The organism is Kutzneria sp. 744 (assembly GCF_000568255.1).
Classification (GTDB): Bacteria; Actinomycetota; Actinomycetes; order Mycobacteriales; family Pseudonocardiaceae; genus Kutzneria.
In genome coordinates this window covers 7,358,130-7,377,192 of the sequence record NZ_KK037166.1, presented here as the reverse complement: position 1 = coordinate 7,377,192, position 19,063 = coordinate 7,358,130, and the positions used below count along the sequence as shown (strand labels likewise).

The following is a 19,063-nucleotide window of genomic DNA, read 5'->3' as shown; positions in this document are numbered from 1 at the left end:
GGTTTTCGAAGCGGCGAGGGAGGGTTCAAGGGCCGCCGGAAACCCGTCCCGGCGGCCCCGCAGATCAGCCCGCGGTGACGGGGTTCGTTGTGGGCAGCCAAGTCGGGCGGCCGCCCTCGAATTCCCCGATCGCATCGACGTTTCGCAAGGTCAGGCCGATATCGTCGAGCCCTTCCAGCAGGCGCCAACGGGTGTAGTCGTCGATCTGGAAGGGGGCCGAGAAGTCCTTGGCGCGGACCGTCTTCGCACTCAGGTCGACCGTGACCTCCGCGCCCGGGTCGTTCTCGAGCAGCTTCCACAACAGTTCGATGTCGGACTGCTCACACTGCGCCGCCACGAGGCCCTGCTTGCCCGCGTTGCCGCGGAAGATGTCGGCGAACCGGGACGAGAGCACCACCCGGAAGCCGTAGTCCATCAGCGCCCAGACGGCGTGCTCGCGCGACGAGCCGGTGCCGAAGTCGGGGCCCGCGACCAGAACACTGCCGGCGCGGAAGGGCTCGTGGTTGAGGATGAAGTTCTCGTCCGCGCGCCAGGCCGCGAACAGCCCGTCCTCGAATCCGGTGCGGGTGACCCGCTTGAGGTAGACGGCCGGGATGATCTGGTCGGTGTCCACGTTGGACCGGCGCAGCGGGACGCCGACCCCGGTGTGGCTGGTGAAGGGTTCCATCGGTCTACTCCTCTGCTTTTCAGTCCAGGTCGGCCGGGGCCGACAGCGTGCCGCGCACCGCGGTGGCCGCGGCGACCAGCGGCGACACCAGGTGGGTTCGGCCGCCCTTGCCCTGGCGGCCCTCGAAGTTGCGGTTGGAGGTCGACGCGCTGCGCTCGCCCGGCTTGAGCTGATCGGGGTTCATGCCAAGGCACATGGAGCAGCCCGCGGACCGCCACTCGGCGCCCGCCTCCGTGAAGACCTTGTCCAGTCCCTCGGACTCCGCCTGCGCGCGCACCCGCATCGAACCGGGCACCACCAGCATGCGTACGTCGGAGGCGACCTTGCGGCCCTTGAGGATGTCGGCCGCCGCGCGGAGGTCCTCGATGCGGCCGTTGGTGCAGGAACCGAGGAAGACGGTGTCCACGTGGATCTCGCGCAGCGGCGTGCCCGGCTCCAGGCCCATGTACGCCAGCGCCTTCTGCGCCGCCACCTTCGCGTTCTCGTCGCCGATGTCCTCCGGGTCGGGCACGGAGGCGCCCAGCGGCAGGCCCTGTCCCGGATTCGTGCCCCACGTGACGAACGGCGTCAGCGCGTCCGCGTCGATGTCGACCTCGAAGTCGAAGCTCGCGTCCTCGTCCGTGCGCAGGGAACGCCAGTACTCGACCGCCGCGTCCCAGTCCGCGCCCTTCGGCGCGTGCTGGCGGCCCTTGAGATAGTCGAAGGTGACGTCGTCCGGCGCGATCATGCCGGCGCGCGCGCCCGCCTCGATCGACATGTTGCACACCGTCATGCGGGCTTCCATCGACATCGCTTCGATGGTGTCGCCCCGGTACTCCAGGATGTAGCCCTGCCCGCCGCCGGTGCCGATCTTCGCGATCACCGCCAGGATCACGTCCTTGGACGTGACGCCCGGGCGCAGCGCGCCGTTGACGTTGACCGCCATCGTCTTGAACGGCCGCAGCGGCAGCGTCTGCGTGGCCATCACGTGCTCGACCTCGGAAGTGCCGATGCCGAAGGCGATCGAGCCGAACGCGCCGTGGGTCGAGGTGTGGCTGTCCCCGCACACCACCGTCATGCCCGGCTGGGTCAGGCCCAGCTGCGGGCCCACCACGTGGACGATGCCCTGTTCCGCGTCGCCCATCGGGTGCAGGCGGACGCCGAACTCCGCGCAGTTGCGCCGAAGCGTCTCCACCTGGGTCCGCGACACCGGGTCGGCGATGGGAAGTTCGACGTCCACCGTAGGAACATTGTGGTCCTCGGTGGCGATCGTCAGGTCCGGCCTGCGCAGTTTCCGGCCGGCGAGCCGCAGTCCGTCGAAGGCCTGCGGGCTGGTGACCTCGTGCACCAGGTGCAGGTCGATGTAGATGAGGTCCGGTTCGGCTCCGTCGCCCTTGCGCACCAGGTGCGCGTCCCAGACTTTCTCCGCGAGCGTGCGGCCCATGGTCTCCTCCCCCTTCGGGGATGTCGGTGTCAGATCGGGATTCTCAGATGGTGGCGCGGCTGGACTTCCCACATCGCGGGAAGCTAGTATCGCGACGTGGGACAGCATAGCGGGATCGGCGTTCTGGACAAGGCGGTGGCGGTGCTCAGCGCCGTCGCCAAGGACCCCTGCGGACTGGCGGAACTCTGTAACCGCACCGGTCTTCCCCGCGCCACCGCGCACCGCCTCGCCGTAGGCCTTGAGGTGCATCGCTTGCTGCGCCGCGGTTCCGACGGCCGCTGGCGCCCCGGCGCCGCCCTGGCCGAACTGGCCGGCGGCGCCACCGATCCCCTCCTGGACGCCGCTTCCTCGGTTCTCCCGCGCCTCCGGGACATCACCGGCGAATCCGTCCAGCTCTACCGCCGCGACGGAATGCAGCGCATCTGCGTCGCCGCCGCCGAGCCCCCGTCCGGCCTTCGCGACACCGTCCCCGTCGGCGCCCGTCTCCCCATGACGGCAGGTTCCGGTGCCAAAGTCCTTGCCGCCTGGGCCGATTCCCCCACCCAGCGCGCCCTTCTCACGGACGCCCTCTTCGGCGAGCGCACTCTCCTGGAAGTGCGCCGCCGCGGCTGGGCCCAATCCGTCGGCGAACGCGAGCCCGGCGTCGCCTCCGTCTCCGCCCCCGTCCGCGACTCCTCCGGCACCGTCATCGCCGCCGTCTCCGTCTCCGGGCCCGTAGACCGCATAGGCCGCCGCCCCGGCGGCCGCTGGGCGGCAGACCTCCTAGCCGCCGCCGAAGCCCTCCAAAACCGCCTCTAGCAACGCAGTGCCCCCACCACGTTCGTGGTGGGGGCACTGCGCCGTAAGAGAGCGATGAGAGGGCAACGGCGAAGCCGAGCCCGGGGGGTGCAGGGGGGCGAAGCCCGCCCTGCCCCGGGGTCCGGGGCGGGAGCCCCAGTGTAAAAGCGAAAGATCCCTGTGCGGTCACACCGCACAGGGATCTCCTGATCTGTAGCCCCGACGGGATTCGAACCCGCGCTACCGCCTTGAGAGGGCGGCGTCCTAGGCCGCTAGACGACGGGGCCAGGACTTAGTTTTCTTGCCGGGAGGTACCCTAGCACATCGCTTTGGGTGCCTCACGCTGGGGTACCAGGACTCGAACCTAGACTAACTGAACCAGAATCAGTCGTGCTGCCAATTACACCATACCCCATTGGCATTCTGGATCAGCTTTGGTGTAGCTGGAGGCCGTCCGCCCTGCCGGAATGAATACTAGACCATGACGGGCCCGATCACGAAATCGCCCCCGGGGGTCGGCCGATCGCGCAGGTCAGAGGCCGTCGACGCCGGGGGTGGTGAGCTCGCAGACGAGGAGCTCGGGGAGCTCGGCGAGGCTGTTGATGGTCCACACTCCGTCGGGCGCGGTCTGGTGGTCGGCGCCGTCGCGGTTGAGCCACACGCCGTGCATGCCGGCGTCGCGGGCGCCGATGGCGTCGAGGTCGAGGCGGTCGCCGACGTGCACGGTCTCGGCCGGCAGCACGTCGAGGTCGAGGCAGGCGGTGTGGAATATCACCGGGTCGGGCTTGGCGACGCCCAGTTCACCTGCGATGACGACGCGGTCGAAGAATTCGGACAGTCCGACGGCGGCGATCTTGGCGCGCTGCCGGGAGCCGGAGGCGTTGGTGACGGCGGCGACCTTGATGCCGCTGGCGCGCAGCCAGTCGAGCAGGGGCAGGGTGTCGTCGAAGACACGCCAGGACCGTTCCATGACGGCGAGGCGGCAGTCTTCGCGCCTGCGCACCTCGGCGTCGTCGAGGTGTTCGCCGAGCACGGCGAAGAAGGCCTTGGTGCGCTGCCAGCGCATGGTGTCGTAGTCGAACTCGCCGGAGATGGCGCGGGCGACATGCTCGTCGGTGGTGCGCTGCCATGCCGGCCATGCGCCGTCATGTCCGACAAGGGCGGTCAACGCGGTTCTCGCCGATCCGTCGTAGTCAATCAGCGTGTCGTCGATGTCCAGGCAAACGGCACGGATTTCGACGGTGGTGCGGGTGGTGAATGCGGAGAGAACTGGCGTCACCAGGAGAGGCTAGGTGCGGATCCCTTGTCCGCGATTCGGCTAACAAGGTGAAGCTGCCCCTTGATCGTGGTCACTCTCCGCCGTCCCGCGATTCCGCTGTGCGTGCGACACATCCCCTTTCTCGGTACCCGACAACGGGTTTCTCCGACTCGTGGCGCATCGGTGACGGGGCGCTACCGGGCCGGGTGCCGCGTGTCACGTCTAGCTGTACGGGTGAACCGGGTTGACGGGGGCGGCCGCCGCGAGCATCCTTGAGTTATTCAACAAGCGTTGAAAAGAGGGATGGCGATGGAACGCACGACGTGCTGCGTGGTGGGCGGCGGCCCGGCCGGGATGATGCTGGGACTGCTGCTGGCCAGGGCGGGCGTGGACGTGACCGTGCTCGAGAAGCACGGCGACTTCCTGCGGGACTTCCGCGGCGACACGGTGCACGCCTCGACGCTGCGGCTGCTGGACGAGCTGGGCCTGGCCGAGAAGTTCGCCAAGGTCCCGCACCGGTTGCTGACCCAGCTGGGGCTGCCGGTCGGCCCGACCAGCACCGCGCTGATCGACATGAGCCGGCTGCCCGGCCCGCACAAGCACATCGCGATGGTGCCGCAGTGGGACTTCCTCGACATGGTCGCCGACGCGGCGGCGGCCGAGCCGACCTTCCGCCTGCGCATGAACACCGAGGCGACCGGTCTGACCACGAAGGACGGCCGCGTCACCGGCATCACGTACCGGACGAAGGACGGCGAGACCGGTGAGATCCAGGCCGACCTCACCGTCGCCTGCGACGGGCGGCGCTCGATCCTGCGCAGCGCGCTGGGGCTGGGTATCCGCAGCTGGCGGGTGCCGATGGACTGCTGGTGGCTGCGGGTGCCGCGGCACGAGGGCGACCCGGTGGGCATCGGCGGCATGATCGGCGAAGGGCGCATGGTCGTCTACATCGACCGCGGCGACTACTTCCAGCTGGCCTTCCTGATCGAGAAGGGCTCGGACGCGCGCTGGCGCGAGGCCGGCCTGCAGTCGTTCCGGGACAGCCTCGCCGGTGTCCTGCCGTGGCTGGCCGACCGTGTGGACGAGATCAAGTCGCTGGACGACGCCAAGCTGCTGGACGTGAAACTGGACCGGCTGACCAAGTGGTACAGCGACGGCCTGCTGTGCATCGGCGACGCCGCGCACGCCATGTCGCCGGTCGGCGGCGTCGGCATCAACCTGGCCGTACAGGATGCCGTTGCCACCGCGCGGATCCTGGCCGCGCCGCTGCGCCGAGGGACCGTCACGACCGCCGATCTGGCCAAGGTGCAGCGCCGTCGCGGGCCGGCCACCACCATCACGCAGGGCATGCAGCGACTGATGCATGACAACGCTGTCGGTCCCGCGTTGAGCGGCCGTATCGATCTGAGTAAGCGAACCCCGCTCGCATTGCGACTGCTGAACCGCTTCCCGAAGCTCGGCCTGATTCCGGCCTATCTGGTGGCCATCGGCTTCCGCCCCGAACACGCCCCGGATTTCGCCCGGCGGTGATGCCGCGCGTTCCGCGCGGGGCTCAGCCCCTCGGGGCCTCGCGCTCTCTGTGTCATCTGGGCACTCGTCCACTGAGGACCATTGCGACCACTTGTGCCCGGTCCTTGGCGCCCAGTTTGCGCAGAATGGCCTTCACATGGGTCTTCACGGTGTCCGTGCTGATGAACAGGTGGTGCGCGATGGTCTGGTTGTCCAGGCCCTTGATCATCTCGGCCAGCACGTCGAACTCGCGGGCCGACAACTGCGGCAGCACGGCGTGCGGCGGCAGGTCGGTGGACATCTGCACCTGCCCGCCCAGCCGGGGATCGAGCACGTGCGTCGCGCCGGCCAGCACCTCGCTGAACACCGACAGCAGTTCCCGCAGGGGCGTCGTCTTGAGCAGGTAGGCGGCGGCGCCCTGGTTCAGCGCCGCCTTGGCCCACTCCGGGCTGTCCATCTCGCTGACCACCACGGTGGTCGCCGACGGCCGCTGGGCCCGCACGTCGCGCACCGTGCGCAGCGCACCAGCGCCCGGCACCGACAGATCCGTCACGACGAGGTCGACGAGCAGCCCGCGCAGGCAGCGCAGCGCCTCGGACGAGGTGTGGGCCACCCCCACCACCCGGAAGCGCTGAGTGCGCTGCAGACAGACGCGCAGACCCTCGGTGATCAGCTGAGAGGCGTCGACCAGCAGCACCCTTGCGGGGTCAGGGACCACCATGCGATCACCTCCGCTGCGCCGCGGCCAACCGGTCCGAGCCGGATTGCTGACCTCACTGGTCTCGCAATCGGCTCAACGCGGAATAGCACGCCATGGTTCAGCAGCGGAAGCCGTCGAAGGGCCGGTCGGCGCGAAGTTGCGCCGACCGGCCCTTCGATCATGGGCCAAGGCGACTAGACGGACACGACCTTGTTGGTGAGTGTGCCGATCCCCTCGACGGACACCGAGACCGTCTGTCCCGCGGTCATCGGGCCGACCCCGGCCGGCGTTCCGGTCAGCACCACGTCGCCCGGCAGCAGCGTCATGCCGGCCGTGATCCACTCCAGGATCTCGCCCACGCCGTGCAGCAGGTCGCTGGTGTTGCCGTCCTGCTTGAGCTCGCCGTCCAGCTCCGTGCGCAGGTCCAGGCCCGACGGGTCGAGGTTGGTCTCGATCCACGGCCCCAGCGGGCAGAACGTGTCGTGGCCCTTGCCCCGCGTCCACTGGCCGTCGGCCTTCTGCTGCTCGCGGGCCGTGACATCGTTGGCGATGGTGTAGCCCAGGATGGCCGAGCCGGCGTTCTCGGCCTTGAGCCGGCGCACCGGCAGGCCGCCGATCACGATCGCCAGCTCGCCCTCGTAGTCCACCCGGCCCAGCCCGGCCGGCACCTCGATGGCCGCGTCCGGGCCGATCACCGAGGTCGACGGCTTGATGAAGATGACCGGGTCGGCCGGCGGCTCCCCGCCCATCTCGCGGGCGTGGTCGGCGTAGTTCTTGCCGATGCACACCACCTTGGACGGGCGGATCGGGGCCAGCAGCTGGACCGAGGCCAGCGGCCAGGTCCGCCCCGTGAACTTCGGGTCCTCGAACACCGAAGTCGACAGTTCCGCAGCGATCAGGCTGTCCGGCTCGCCGCCGATGGCGACGAAGGACGCCCCTTCTGAGTGAGAGATCCGAGCGAAGCGCACAGTGCTATCTTGCCCCGCCTCCGGCGGGGCGGCTCGGCCCCCTCTAAGCCGGTGCCTCGCCCTTGCCGGATTTAGCCCGCCGCGTCGGCTTGGGTGAGTGGTCAAGTCGGGCGGCGGCGGGTCGAAATCCGGCAACCGTGCGAAGCACCGGCGGGGCCGAGCAGCTCTGCTGTGTTGGCGGGAAAGGCGTGCGTCGGGGGTCAAGCCAGGGCGCGCACTCGCATCGCCTTGTGGGCCAGTGCGTCGCACAGGGCGAGCCAGCTGGCCTCGACGATGTTGTCGTGCACACCCACCGTGGTCCACTCGTGCTCGCCGTCGGTGGACTCCACCAGCACGCGCGTGACGGCGTCGGTGCCGGGGTGGTCGGTCAGGATGCGCACCTTGTAGTCGGCCAGCTCGACACTGTCCATCCAGGACAGATGGGGCCGCAGTGCCTGGCGCAGCGCGGCGTCCAGGGCGTGCACGGGGCCGGTGCCTTCGGCGGTGGCGATCACGCGTTCGCCGCCGACGTGCACCTTGACCGTGGCCTCGGACATGATCGTGCCGTCCTGTTGGTGGTCAAGGAGAACGCGGTAGGACTCCAAAGTGAACGGAGGCTCGTCCACTTCGGACAGCTCGTTGCGCAGCAGCAGTTCCAGCGAGGCGTCGGCCGCCTCGAAGGACCAGCCCTTGGCCTCCAGCTCCTTCACCTTCCGCACCGCGTTGCCGACGGCGTCGGGCCGGCCGGCCAGGTCGAGCCCGAGCTCTCGTCCCTTGAGCTCAAGACTCGCCCGGCCGGCCATCTCGGTGACCAGGACCCGCATGCCGTTGCCGACGGTGGCCGGATCGATGTGGTTGTAGAGATCCGGATCCACCTTGATCGCGCTCGCGTGCAGCCCCGCCTTGTGGGCGAAGGCCGACGCCCCGACATAGGCCTGGTGGGTGTCGGGGGCGATGTTCGCGATCTCGGCGAGGGCATGGGACACGCGGGTCAGCTCGGCGACGGAGTCGGCGGGTACCACCGGCATCCCGAGCTTGGTCACGAGGTTCCCGATGACGGCGAACAGGTCGGCGTTGCCGGCCCGCTCCCCGTAGCCGTTGGCCGTGCACTGGACGTGGGTCGCGCCGGCCTGGACCGCCGCGATGGTGTTGGCCACCGCGCAGGACGTGTCGTCCTGGCAGTGGATGCCGACGCGCAGGCCGGTGCGGGCCATCACCTCGGTGACGGTCTGCCCGAGCTGCACCGGCAGCTGGCCGCCGTTGGTGTCGCACAGCACCACCACGTCGGCCCCCGCCTCGCCGGCCGCCTGCACCACACGCAGCGCGCACTCCGGGTCGTAGGCGTAGCCGTCGAAGAAGTGCTCCGCGTCGAGGAACACGCGGCGGCCGTTGGCCACCAGGTACCGGACCGTGTCGCGGACCATGGCGCAGTTCTCGTCGACGTCGGTGCGCAGCGCGCGCTCGATGTGCCGGCGGTCGGACTTCGCGACCAGGGTGACGACCGGGGCCTTCGAGTCGAGCAGGGCCTGCACCTGCTTGTCGTCCTCGACCTTCACGCCGGCCTTGCGCGTCGAGCCGAAGGCCACCAGCGCCGCGTGCTGCAACTCCAGCTCGCCGGCCGCCGCACGGGCGAAGAACTCCGTGTCCTTGGGCAGTGCGCCCGGCCAGCCGCCCTCGATGAAGCCGACGCCGATGCCGTCGAGCAGACGGGCCACCGCCAGCTTGTCCGTCACCGAGTAGGTGATGCCCTCGCGCTGGGCGCCGTCCCGCAGGGTGGTGTCGAAGACGTGGAAGCCGTCGCCCAGTGGCGTGCCGGCCGGGGTTGTCCTGCTCAACGGTCTACTCCTCGCGAGGGGGTGGCTGACGTGGCCCAGAAAAGCAAAAAGACCCCCTGCGAATGCAAGAGGTCTGCGCGCCGGGTGCCTTCGGGGGCACTACCCGGCGCGCTGCGAAATGATGATCACGGTGTGGAGAGCCACACCCGCATGCTGCCACACCCGCCCGGCGATGACCAAGCGTCGGACGAAATATCCCACCAGTCGGGAAATTTCACCGAGACAGCCCATGACCGGTCCACCTGGCCGAAATTGGACTGGTCCAATTTCGTTCAAAGGAGCAGCCTATCGGTAGCCGCCTTCGTCGAAGGGAGAAGGCTGCGTGGTCACAGTCGTCCTGCTGGGCGCGCCGAACGCCGAAGGCGCCGAGTACGCCTGGTTGATGGACCGCGTCCGCGTCGGGGGCTGCGAGCCGGTCGCTCTCGACGGGGCGGGGGCCGCCGATGTGCTCGTCAAGCTGCACGAACAGGGCCGCCTGCACGGCGTTTTAGCCGTGGGCGGGCCCACCGGCGGCTCGCCCGCCTTCGCCGCCCTACGGGCGTTGCCGATCGGCGTGCCCAAGCTGCTCGTCACCGCTCGGGACCACCACACCCACGGCGGCGTCACCGACGTCACCACCATGCACTCCGTCGTCGACATCGTCGGCATCGACCAGGTCTCAGAGCGCATCCTCGACAACGCCGCCGCCGCCATCACCGGCATGGCCCGCAGCTACCACGCCGGGCGGCACAACCCCACCCGCCACACCCGGCCGCTCGTGGCCACCACCGTCTCCGCCACCCGGCCCCGCCTCGAACACTGGGGCTACGCCGTCGTGGTCGTCCCCGACAGCCGCCCCCTGCCGTCCCTTGTGGACAGCGGCTTCCTGGCCGGCGTCATCTCCACCGACCCCACCTCCGCCTACGACGTCCCCCACATCGTCTGCGACGACGCCGCCTTCGCCCAGGAGGCCGCCGACACCCTCCACCACCTCATCACCGGCTCCCCCTGACCCCGCGAGTCCCGCTCTCAGGCAACCGAATGTCGAGTTCCGGGGATCTCGGTCGCACGACCGTGCTCGCCGTCACTGGTTCAGCAGCTGGTTCACGCGCTGGTGCGACAGGTTCACCACGTCCCGATGGCCCGCTGGGACACTCCCGCCGCCGCACCTCGGTCTCCAGGTCCCCGAAGTTCTCGACATCGGTCGCCGCCGGCGCAAGGCCCGCGACGACCGCAACCCAGAGGTTGTCCTCCCGACTCACCGTCACTTCGTACACGGTCGCCATCACTCCTCCATCCACTCGTCGCCGAACAGCCGCGAGTCCCGCTGTGGGGACCTCATGAACCGGTTTCATGGCGTCCCCAGGGCGGGACTCGCGGGGCGCCGAGACGTGAACATGGGTGTACCTCTAAAATACTCTTCGAGTATAGGAACAATCAACAACCTCGGTCGATGGGTCTCATGCTGACGAGTATATCGGAAAATGGGCTCTTACCATCCGGTCGGCGTTATTATTGCCACGTAGACGTTTCCGGTCTCATCAGCTCACGAGATGTTACGTCAATGTAGCCCGCTAACACTATATGTGGAACCACCTACCCGGATCAAGACGACGTTCCCCCGTGTACTCGCAACTCCTACCGCGAACCCGGGACATCCGTTTTTAGCCGCGTTTCTTGAAAGTAATTCCCAACTACGCTAGCACCCATGTCACAGCGTCAGGCGGTGGTGCGGGTGTTGGACGACACCAGGGCCGCGAGGCGGTCGCCGATGGCGTAGGTGGCGCCGGGCGAGGCGTGGTCGCGGGTGGCGAGATCGAAGGCGACGGAGGCCTCGATGCGCCGCGCGGACTCGTGCTCGCCGAGGTGGTCGAGCATCAGCGCGACCGAGAGCACGGCGGCGGTGGGGTCGGCGATGCCCTGGCCGGCGATGTCGGGCGCGCTGCCGTGCACCGGCTCGAACATGCTGGGATTGCGGCGGGTCACGTCGAGGTTGCCGCTGGCCGCCAGGCCGATGCCACCGGTGACGGCGGCCGCGAGGTCGGTGAGGATGTCGCCGAACAGGTTGTCCGTCACGATGACGTCGAACCGGCCCGGGTCGGTCACCATGTGGATGGTGGCGGAGTCGACGTGCTGGTAGTTGACGGTCACCTCGGGGTGCAGCAGCGACACCTCCTCCACGACCCGGGACCACAGCGAACCGGCGTGCGTCAGCACGTTGGTCTTGTGCACGAGGGTCAGGTGCTTGCGCGGGCGCGCCGTCGCACGGGCGAAGGCGTCCCGGACCACGCGGTCGACGCCGAACGAGGTGTTGATGCTGACCTCGGTGGCGATCTCGTGCGGAGTGTCCTTGCGCAGCAGGCCGCCGTTGCCGGCGTACAGACCCTCAGTGCCTTCTCGCACCACGACCATGTCGATGTCGGACGGGTCGGCGAGCGGGCTGCGCACGCCCGGGTACAGCCGAGCCGGCCTCAGGTTCACGTGATGGTCGAGCTCGAAGCGCAGCCGCAGCAGCAGCCCCCGCTCCAGAATGCCGCTGGGCACCGACGGGTCGCCGACCGCGCCGAGCAGAATGGCGTCGTGCTGGCGCAGTTCACCGAGCACCGACTCCGGCAGCAGCTCCCCGGTGGCGTGCCACCTCGCCGCACCGAGGTCGTACCGGGTGATCTCCGCCGTCGGAACCACCTCGCCGAGCACCTTCAGCGCCTCGGCAATAACCTCGGGCCCGATCCCGTCACCTGGGATCACAGCGAGCCGCATCCACACACCTCCCGGAGTACGGTCCCCATGCTCGGGACCATCCATCTCTTGCGTGAGGCTACCCGTACTTCCCCCACTAATCGGAGTCCGGACACGCTTCTGGGGTGATCTCTCCCGAAGTGCGGGACACCCGGATGGCGCAATCGCCACCCGTACGGGTGACATCGGGCCCCTGACCGGCCCCAACATGCGGTGAAGGGGACCTCCCCGGCGACGACCGCCGGGAAGGCCCCCTTCCGGACAAACGGGTCAGATCAGCGAGATGGACCGCACGGTGTGCGCGCCCACGGCGGCGCCGATCGGCTCCAGCACGCCGGCGTCGACCGCACGGTCGGCGCGGATCAGCATGACGGCGTCGGAGCCGTCCTTGGTCTGCGAGATCTGCGCGGCCTCGATGTTGACGCCGGCCTCGCCGAGCAGGGTGCCGACGGTGCCCATGACGCCCGGGCGGTCCGGGTACTCCAGCAGCACCAGCTCGCCGGCGGCCCGCAGGTCGAAGCCGCGGCCGTTGATCTCCACCAGCTTCTCAATGGCGTCCAGGCCGGACAGCGTGCCCGAGACGCGCAGGGCCGTGCCGTCGGGCAGCGCGGCGCTCACGGTGACCAGGCTGCGGTGGTTGGCGCTCTCGGGCTCCTTGACCAGGTCCACGGCCACGCCGAGGGTCTCGGCCAGCGCCGGCGCGTTCACGAACGTGACCTGCTCGTCGACGATGCCGGAGAACACGCCGCGCAGCGCGGCCAACGGCAGCACCGAGACGTCCTCGTTGGACAGTTCGCCGCGGACGGTGACGGTGACCGAGGCCGGGGCCTTGCCGGCCAGGGCCGACAGCACCACGCCGAGCTTCTGGGTCAGCGGCAGGTACGGGCGGACCTCGTCGTTGACGACGCCGCCGCTGGCCACGTTCACCGCGTCCGGCACGAAGTCGCCGCGCAGGGCCAGCCGCACCGAGCGGGCCACGTCGGTGCCGGCGCGGTCCTGGGCCTCGGCCGTCGAGGCGCCCAGGTGCGGCGTCACGACCACGTTGGGCAGCTCGAACAGCGGCGAAGCCGTGGTCGGCTCGGTCTCGAAGACGTCGATGCCGGCGCCGCCGACGTGACCGTCCCGAATGGACTCCGCCAGCGCCGTCTCGTCGACGAGGCCGCCGCGGGCGGCGTTGACGATGATGACGCCCTTCTTGGTGCGGGCGAGCGCCTCCTTGCCGATCAGGCCCTTGGTCTCCGGGGTCTTCGGCAGGTGGATGGAGATGGCGTCGGCCCGCTCCAGCAGCTCGTCCAGGGTGACCAGCTCGATGCCCAGCTGCGCGGCGCGGGCCGGCGCGACGTACGGGTCGTAGGCGATCAGCGTGGTGTTGAAGGCCGCCAGGCGGGCCGCGAACAGCTGGCCGATCTTGCCGAGGCCCACGACGCCGACGGTCTTGCCCGACAGCTCCACGCCCGAGAACGAGCTGCGCTTCCAGGCGCCGCCACGCAGGCTGGCCGAGGCCTCCGGGATGCGGCGAGCGACCGCCAGCAGCAGGCCCACGGCGTGCTCGGCGGCCGAGGTGATGTTGGACGTGGGCGCGTTGACCACCAGCACACCGTGCTTGGTGGCGGCCGGCACCTCCACGTTGTCCAGGCCGACGCCGGCGCGGGCGACCACCTTGAGCTTGCTCGTGGCCGCGAACACCTCGGCGTCCACCTGGGTGGCCGACCGGACCAGCAGCGCGTCCGCGTCGGCGACGGCGGACAGCAGGGCGGGCCGGTCGGTGCCGTCGACGTGGCGGATCTCCACCTCGTCCCCGAACACCTCGATGACGGACGGTGCGAGCTTCTCGGCGATCAGAACGACGGGACGACTGGCATTGGTCACGACACAGCTCCAGGTTTCGGCGCGCGACTTCACGGACGGCCCACCGGCACCCCGTTGTGCTGGACCTCGTCGCATCCTACGAGTTGGCCGCCCCGATGGAAGGGGTGATGTTAACTTCCCCGTAACTACCAGGGCTCATCGAACTCGCCGTCGCGCGCGCCCTTGACGAAGGCGTCCCACTCTGCGGGAGTGAAGACCAGAACGGGGCCCGCCGGCTGCGCCGAATTACGCATGGCCACATAGGTCACGCCGTCCGTGTGCGGGACGAAGGCGACCTCGACGTGCTCCCCGTCTGCCCCATCCTCGCCGGTGCTGTACCCGTCACCCCGCTGCCACTGCGCCCCGCTCAGGTCCAGGCTGCCGCGGACCTGCTTCTTGTCGTCGTAGATGGGCGCAACCTCGTCGCTCATACGGGCAGGGTAACGGCACACTGCTCCCATGCTGCGAACAGCGGTGGTAGCCGGTCTGCTCCTGGTCGGCACCCTGACGGGCCTCGCTCCCGCGCACGCCGCCGACGCCGGTCCCAGCCGGATCCGGTCCGACGGCACGCGCCTGTACGACACCACGACGAACGCGACGTTCACGCCCAGGGGCGCGAACTACATCCGCCTGGCCGATGACGGCCACGGCGTCTTCCACTCCACCTTCGAACCCGGGCGGTACTCGCCGACCGACGCCCAGCGCATGCTGAACCAGTTGAGCCACGACGGCTACAACACGGTTCGGGTGTTCGTCGACGCCGGCACGTGGAACTTCGACCACGGGCTGGACACCGATCCGTCGCCGGACGCCCCGTGGCTCAACAAGGCCTATGTGGACAATCTGGCGGCCTTCATCGACGCGGCCGCCGCCGACCATGTCTACGTGCTGCCCACGTTCGAGTACGCGCCGATGAACCGGCACTACGCGGACATCGCCGGCGGGACGCGCAATCCGAACGTCGGCGGCACCAACTCGTGGTACCTGGATCGCGGCATGATCGCGGCCAAGAAGGCGTACCTGACGAACATCGCCGCCGCGTTGGAGGACGAGCTCGGCGTGAACCGGACCGACATCCTGTCGTACGAGATCGACAACGAGGTGTTCTGGCAGACCGATCAGGCGCCGTTCGCGACCATGTCCGGCACGGTGGTCGGCGTGGACGGGATCACCTACGACATGTCGGCGCCGGCGGACCGGCAGCAGGCCGCCGACGCCAGCCTGGTCTGGTACGTCAACCAGGCGGTCCAGGGCGTGCACGCGGCCGACCCGGACGCCCTGGTGTCGATCGGCATGTTCACCAACAATGCGGTCGGGCGGACGGGATTCGACGGCCTGATGGCCGATCCGAACACGCGACCCCTGTCACCGGGCAACCCGGTGGCCATCGCGCACTGGAGTGCCATCGATTTCATCGACATGCACACCTATCCCTGGGGCGCCGGCTACACGCCGGCGGGCGACCTGGCCAGCTCCGACCTGGGCCGGCCCGGCGTGGAGCCGATGGCCAAGCCGTATCTCGTCGGCGAGCTGGGCGCGCGCAAGGACGTGTACGGCAACGACATCACCTCGGCCGCCTTGGACCTGCGCGACCGGCAGATCCAGACCTGTCACATCGACCGGGGCGCGCAGGGCTGGCTGCTGTGGACCTACGACACCGACCAGGTGAACCCGGACCTGGCCGGCCAGGGCGACTACTACTCGCTGACCGACAGCGGCGGCGCGATCAACGGCCAGCTGGCCCCGATCGTGCGCCCCGATCCCTGCCGATAAGACGAAACGGCCGTGGGGCGTGCTGCCCCACGGCCGTTTCCGGCAACCAGAAAAAGATCAGGCCGTCTCGGTGATCGGACGGTCCACCCACGACATGAGGCCGCGCAGCTTCTTGCCGACCTGCTCGATCGGGTGAGCCTCGCCCTCGTCCTGCAGCTTGGTGAAGTTGGGACGGCCGGCCTCGTCCTCGGCCACCCACTCGCGCGCGAAGGTGCCGTCCTGGATCTCGCCCAGGATCTTCTGCATCTCCTGCTTGACCGACGCGGTGATGACGCGCGGGCCGCGGGTCAGGTCGCCGTACTCGGCGGTGTCGGAGATCGAGTAGCGCATCTTGGCGATGCCGCCCTCGTACATGAGGTCGACGATCAGCTTCAGCTCGTGCAGCACCTCGAAGTAGGCGATCTCCGGGGCGTAGCCGGCCTCGGTGAGCACCTCGAAACCGGTCTGCACCAGAGCGGAGGCGCCGCCGCAGAGCACGGCCTGCTCACCGAACAGGTCGGTCTCGGTCTCCTCGGTGAAGGTGGTCTTGATGACGCCGGCGCGCGAGCCGCCGATGCCCTTCGCGTAGGACAGGGCGAGCGCCTGCGCGTTGCCGGTGGCGTCCTGCTCCACGGCGATGAGGCAGGGCACGCCCTTGCCGTCCACGAACTGGCGGCGCACGAGGTGGCCGGGGCCCTTGGGGGCGACCATCGCGACGTCCACGCCTGCCGGCGGGGTGATCAGGCCGTAGCGGATGTTGAAGCCGTGCCCGAAGAAGATCGCGTCGCCGTCGTTGAGGTTGGGCGCGATGTCGTCGGCGTAGATCTTGCGCTGCTTGGTGTCCGGAGCCAGGATCATGATCAGGTCGGCCTCGGCGGACGCCTCGGCGGGGGTGAGCACCCGCAGGCCCTCCTCCTCCGCCTTCGCCCGCGACTTGGAGCCCTCCGGCAGGCCGATGCGAACGTCCACACCGGAATCGCGCAGGCTCAGCGCGTGGGCGTGGCCCTGGCTGCCGTAGCCGATGACGGCCACCTTGCGGCCCTGGATGATGCCGAGGTCGGCGTCGTCGTCGTAGAAGGTCTCGACAGTCATGGCTTTCCTTGTGTTCCTTCCGGGATTTTTCAGCGGGCCGCGGTCGCGGTGATGGAGCGGGCGCCGCGTCCGATGGCGACCATGCCGGACTGCACCATCTCACGCAGGCCGTAGGGCTCCAACATCCGCAGCAGGGCGTCGAGCTTGTCGCCCGTTCCGGTTGCCTCAATGGTCAGCGCCTCGGGCGAGACGTCGACCACCTTGGCCCGGAACAGCTGCACCGTCTCCAGCACCTGGCTGCGCACGGTGGCGTCGGCACGGACCTTGACCAGCAGCAACTCGCGCTGCACGGCCGTGGTCGGCTCCAGCTCGACGATCTTGATGACGTTCACCAGCTTGTTCAGCTGCTTGGTGACCTGCTCCAGGGGGAGCTCGTCGACGCCGACGACGATGGTCATGCGGGAGATGTCGGGATGCTCGGTCGGACCGACCGCCAGCGACTCGATGTTGAAGCCACGGCGGGAGAACAGGCCGGCGACACGGGCGAGGACACCGGGCTTGTTCTCGACCAGAACGGACAGAGTGTGCTTCGTCATGGTCATCACCGCACCTCGCTAGCGCTCGGCGCGGCGCTGACGCTGGTCGCTGTACTGAATGATTCGCTCGCAAGCTCGCTCATCACACGTCCTCGTCGAACAACGGGCGGATGCCGCGGGCGGCCATGATCTGGTCGTTGCCGGTGCCGGCGGCCACCATCGGCCACACCTGCGCGTCCTTGCCGACCACGAAGTCGATCACGACCGGACGGTCGTTGATCTCCATCGCCTGCTGGATCGTGGCGTCCACGTCCTCCTTGCTCTCACACCGGAGGCCGGCGCAGCCCAGCGCCTCGGCGAGCATCTTGAAGTCCGGGATGCGGTGCTTGTGGGTGCCCAGGTCGGTGTGCGAGTACCGCTCGGCGTAGAACAGGTTCTGCCACTGCCGGACCATGCCCAGGTTGCCGTTGTTGATGACGGCGACCTTGATCGGCGCGCCCTCGATGGCGCAGGTGGCCAGCTCCTGGTTGGTCATCTGGAAGCAGCCGTCGCCGTCGATGGCCCACACGACCTTGTCCGGGGAGCCGAACTTCGCCCCCATCGCGGCCGGCACGGCGAAGCCCATCGTGCCGAGGCCGCCGGAGTTGATCCAGCTGCTGGGCCGTTCGTACTTGATGAACTGGGCGGCCCACATCTGGTGCTGGCCGACGCCCGCGGTGTAGATGGCCTCCGGGCCGGTGATCTGCCCGATGCGCTCGATGACGTACTGCGGCGCCAGCGCGCCGTCCGACGGCCAGTCGTAGCCGAGCGGGTAGCTCTCCCGCCAGCCCGAGGTCTCGGTCACCCATCGCGCGATGTCGGCGGTCTCGGTGTGCTCCCGCTCGGACTTCACGGCGGCGATCAGGTCGCCGAGGATCTCCTTGCAGTCGCCCACGATCGGCACGTCCGCGCGGCGGTTCTTGGAGATCTCCGCCGGGTCGATGTCGGCGTGCACGACCTGGGCGTCCGGCGCGAACGAGCTGAGCTGGCCGGTGACGCGGTCGTCGAACCGCGTGCCCAGCGCGATCAGCAGGTCGGACTTCTGCATGGCGGCGACCGCCGCGACGGTGCCGTGCATGCCGGGCATGCCCAGGTGCTGCGGGTGCGAGTCGGGGAACGCGCCGCGGGCCATCAGCGTGGTGACCACGGGAATGCCGGTCAGCTCGGCCAGCTCCAGCAGCTCGGCGGTGGCGCCGGACTTGATGATGCCGCCGCCGACGTAGAGCACCGGCCGGTGCGCGGCGGTGATCAGCTTGGCGGCCTCGCGGACCTGCTTGCCGTGCGGGCGCGTGGTCGGGCGGTAGCCCGGCAGGCGCAGCTCCGGCGGCCAGGAGAAGGAGGTGGTCTCCTGCAGGACGTCCTTGGGGATGTCGACCAGGACCGGGCCGGGTCGGCCGGTGCTGGCGATGTGGAACGCCTCGGCGATCGCCCGCGGGATCTCCGCCGGGTCGGTCACGAGCACGTTGTGCTTGGTGATCGGCATGGTGATGCCGCAGATGTCGGCTTCCTGGAACGCGTCGGTGCCGATGAGGGCCCGGCTCTGCTGGCCGGTGATGGCCACGACCGGCACGGAGTCCATGTACGCGTCGGCCAACGGGGTGACCAGGTTGGTCGCGCCCGGGCCGGACGTGGCCATGCACACACCGACCTTGCCGGTGGCCTGGGCGTATCCGGTGGCGGCGTGGCCGGCGCCCTGCTCGTGGCGGACGAGCACGTGGCGCAGCGTGGTCGAGTCGAGCAGCGCGTCATAGGCCGGCATGATCGTGCCGCCGGGAATGCCGAACACGACCTCGCAGCCGACGGCCTCGAGCGAGCGCACGAGCGAGGCGGAGCCGGTCACGCGGACCGGGGCGCCGCCGGGCGGCGCGGGTTTCGGGGGCGGGCCGGGGCGCGGCGGTGTCGCGCCGGGGACCGGGGCTTGTCGCGAGGGTGCGCTGGTCATCGGGGCTGCCTCGGGGTCGGTGGTCCTGCGGAAGTTTCATGGTGCAACAAGCATGAAAAAACCCCCGCCAACCACTGGAG

The 19,063-nt window shown here is 69.4% G+C and carries 16 protein-coding genes and 2 tRNA genes; 4 read left to right on the top strand and 14 right to left on the bottom strand.

Features of this window, described 5'->3' with window-relative positions; genetic code table 11:
• Nucleotides 1-64: 64 nt before the first annotated feature.
• Both leuD and leuC read right to left on the bottom strand, forming a co-directional pair.
• Nucleotides 65-667 carry a 3-isopropylmalate dehydratase small subunit gene (leuD, locus tag KUTG_RS33970; protein WP_043722680.1) on the bottom strand — a complete coding sequence of 201 codons (603 nt, stop codon included), beginning with the start codon at nt 665-667 and terminating at the stop codon, nt 65-67.
• A 19-nt stretch (nt 668-686) separates the two neighbouring features.
• Nucleotides 687-2,090: a 3-isopropylmalate dehydratase large subunit gene (gene leuC, locus KUTG_RS33965; protein WP_043722677.1), complete on the bottom strand. Its 1,404-nt coding sequence runs from the start codon at nt 2,088-2,090 to the stop codon at nt 687-689.
• A gap of 96 nt (nt 2,091-2,186) precedes the next feature.
• Here leuC and KUTG_RS33960 point away from each other — a divergent pair, with 96 nt between their 5' ends.
• Nucleotides 2,187-2,888 carry an IclR family transcriptional regulator gene (locus tag KUTG_RS33960; protein ID WP_052395712.1) on the top strand — a complete coding sequence of 234 codons (702 nt, stop codon included), beginning with the start codon at nt 2,187-2,189 and terminating at the stop codon, nt 2,886-2,888.
• 193 nt (nt 2,889-3,081) lie between these two features.
• On the opposite strand, the gene KUTG_RS33955 is transcribed toward KUTG_RS33960, so the two are convergent.
• The 3 genes from KUTG_RS33955 to KUTG_RS33945 form a co-directional block, all read right to left on the bottom strand.
• Nucleotides 3,082-3,154, bottom strand: a tRNA-Glu gene (locus KUTG_RS33955).
• A gap of 56 nt (nt 3,155-3,210) precedes the next feature.
• Nucleotides 3,211-3,282: transfer RNA gene (locus KUTG_RS33950), tRNA-Gln, on the bottom strand.
• A 117-nt stretch (nt 3,283-3,399) separates the two neighbouring features.
• Nucleotides 3,400-4,146: an HAD family hydrolase gene (locus tag KUTG_RS33945; protein ID WP_052395711.1), complete on the bottom strand. Its 747-nt coding sequence runs from the start codon at nt 4,144-4,146 to the stop codon at nt 3,400-3,402.
• A 288-nt stretch (nt 4,147-4,434) separates the two neighbouring features.
• On the opposite strand from KUTG_RS33945, the gene KUTG_RS33940 reads away from it, so the two are divergent.
• Nucleotides 4,435-5,655 carry an FAD-dependent oxidoreductase gene (locus tag KUTG_RS33940; protein WP_043731544.1) on the top strand — a complete coding sequence of 407 codons (1,221 nt, stop codon included), beginning with the start codon at nt 4,435-4,437 and terminating at the stop codon, nt 5,653-5,655.
• Between the two features lie 52 nt (nt 5,656-5,707).
• Here the strand turns inward: KUTG_RS33940 and KUTG_RS54190 are convergent, their stop codons facing one another.
• From KUTG_RS54190 to cimA, 3 genes are all read right to left on the bottom strand, one after another.
• A complete protein-coding gene (locus KUTG_RS54190; RefSeq protein WP_084580083.1) occupies nt 5,708-6,355 on the bottom strand; it encodes a LuxR C-terminal-related transcriptional regulator in 648 nt (215 codons plus the stop codon).
• A gap of 173 nt (nt 6,356-6,528) precedes the next feature.
• Complete coding sequence (locus tag KUTG_RS33930) at nt 6,529-7,302, bottom strand: fumarylacetoacetate hydrolase family protein (RefSeq protein WP_043722675.1); 774 nt, start codon at nt 7,300-7,302, stop codon at nt 6,529-6,531.
• Between the two features lie 200 nt (nt 7,303-7,502).
• Nucleotides 7,503-9,116 (bottom strand): citramalate synthase, encoded by a 1,614-nt coding sequence (gene cimA / locus KUTG_RS33925; RefSeq protein WP_043722673.1) that lies wholly within the window; start codon nt 9,114-9,116, stop codon nt 7,503-7,505.
• Between the two features lie 322 nt (nt 9,117-9,438).
• Between cimA and KUTG_RS65735 the strand changes: the two genes are divergently transcribed.
• Entirely contained in the window at nt 9,439-10,107 is a 669-nt protein-coding gene (locus tag KUTG_RS65735) for a Tm-1-like ATP-binding domain-containing protein (RefSeq protein ID WP_052395709.1), read from the top strand.
• Between the two features lie 707 nt (nt 10,108-10,814).
• Here KUTG_RS65735 and KUTG_RS33915 read toward each other — a convergent pair.
• The 3 genes from KUTG_RS33915 to KUTG_RS33905 all read right to left on the bottom strand — a co-directional run bounded on the left by KUTG_RS33915 (nt 10,815) and on the right by KUTG_RS33905 (nt 14,113).
• Nucleotides 10,815-11,855: a 3-isopropylmalate dehydrogenase gene (locus KUTG_RS33915; RefSeq protein WP_043731538.1), complete on the bottom strand. Its 1,041-nt coding sequence runs from the start codon at nt 11,853-11,855 to the stop codon at nt 10,815-10,817.
• A gap of 249 nt (nt 11,856-12,104) precedes the next feature.
• A complete protein-coding gene (serA, locus tag KUTG_RS33910; protein ID WP_043722671.1) occupies nt 12,105-13,703 on the bottom strand; it encodes a phosphoglycerate dehydrogenase in 1,599 nt (532 codons plus the stop codon).
• A gap of 125 nt (nt 13,704-13,828) precedes the next feature.
• Nucleotides 13,829-14,113, bottom strand: a complete 285-nt coding sequence (locus KUTG_RS33905) for a DUF397 domain-containing protein (RefSeq protein WP_043722668.1) — start codon at nt 14,111-14,113, stop codon at nt 13,829-13,831.
• A gap of 28 nt (nt 14,114-14,141) precedes the next feature.
• On the opposite strand from KUTG_RS33905, the gene KUTG_RS33900 reads away from it, so the two are divergent.
• Nucleotides 14,142-15,455 carry a hypothetical protein gene (locus tag KUTG_RS33900; RefSeq protein ID WP_043722666.1) on the top strand — a complete coding sequence of 438 codons (1,314 nt, stop codon included), beginning with the start codon at nt 14,142-14,144 and terminating at the stop codon, nt 15,453-15,455.
• A gap of 57 nt (nt 15,456-15,512) precedes the next feature.
• Here the strand turns inward: KUTG_RS33900 and ilvC are convergent, their stop codons facing one another.
• The 3 genes from ilvC to KUTG_RS33885 all read right to left on the bottom strand — a co-directional run bounded on the left by ilvC (nt 15,513) and on the right by KUTG_RS33885 (nt 18,983).
• Nucleotides 15,513-16,526 carry a ketol-acid reductoisomerase gene (gene ilvC / locus KUTG_RS33895; RefSeq protein ID WP_043722663.1) on the bottom strand — a complete coding sequence of 338 codons (1,014 nt, stop codon included), beginning with the start codon at nt 16,524-16,526 and terminating at the stop codon, nt 15,513-15,515.
• 29 nt (nt 16,527-16,555) lie between these two features.
• Entirely contained in the window at nt 16,556-17,062 is a 507-nt protein-coding gene (gene ilvN / locus KUTG_RS33890) for an acetolactate synthase small subunit (protein WP_043731535.1), read from the bottom strand.
• An 82-nt stretch (nt 17,063-17,144) separates the two neighbouring features.
• Nucleotides 17,145-18,983 carry an acetolactate synthase large subunit gene (locus KUTG_RS33885; protein WP_043722660.1) on the bottom strand — a complete coding sequence of 613 codons (1,839 nt, stop codon included), beginning with the start codon at nt 18,981-18,983 and terminating at the stop codon, nt 17,145-17,147.
• Nucleotides 18,984-19,063 lie beyond the last annotated feature (80 nt).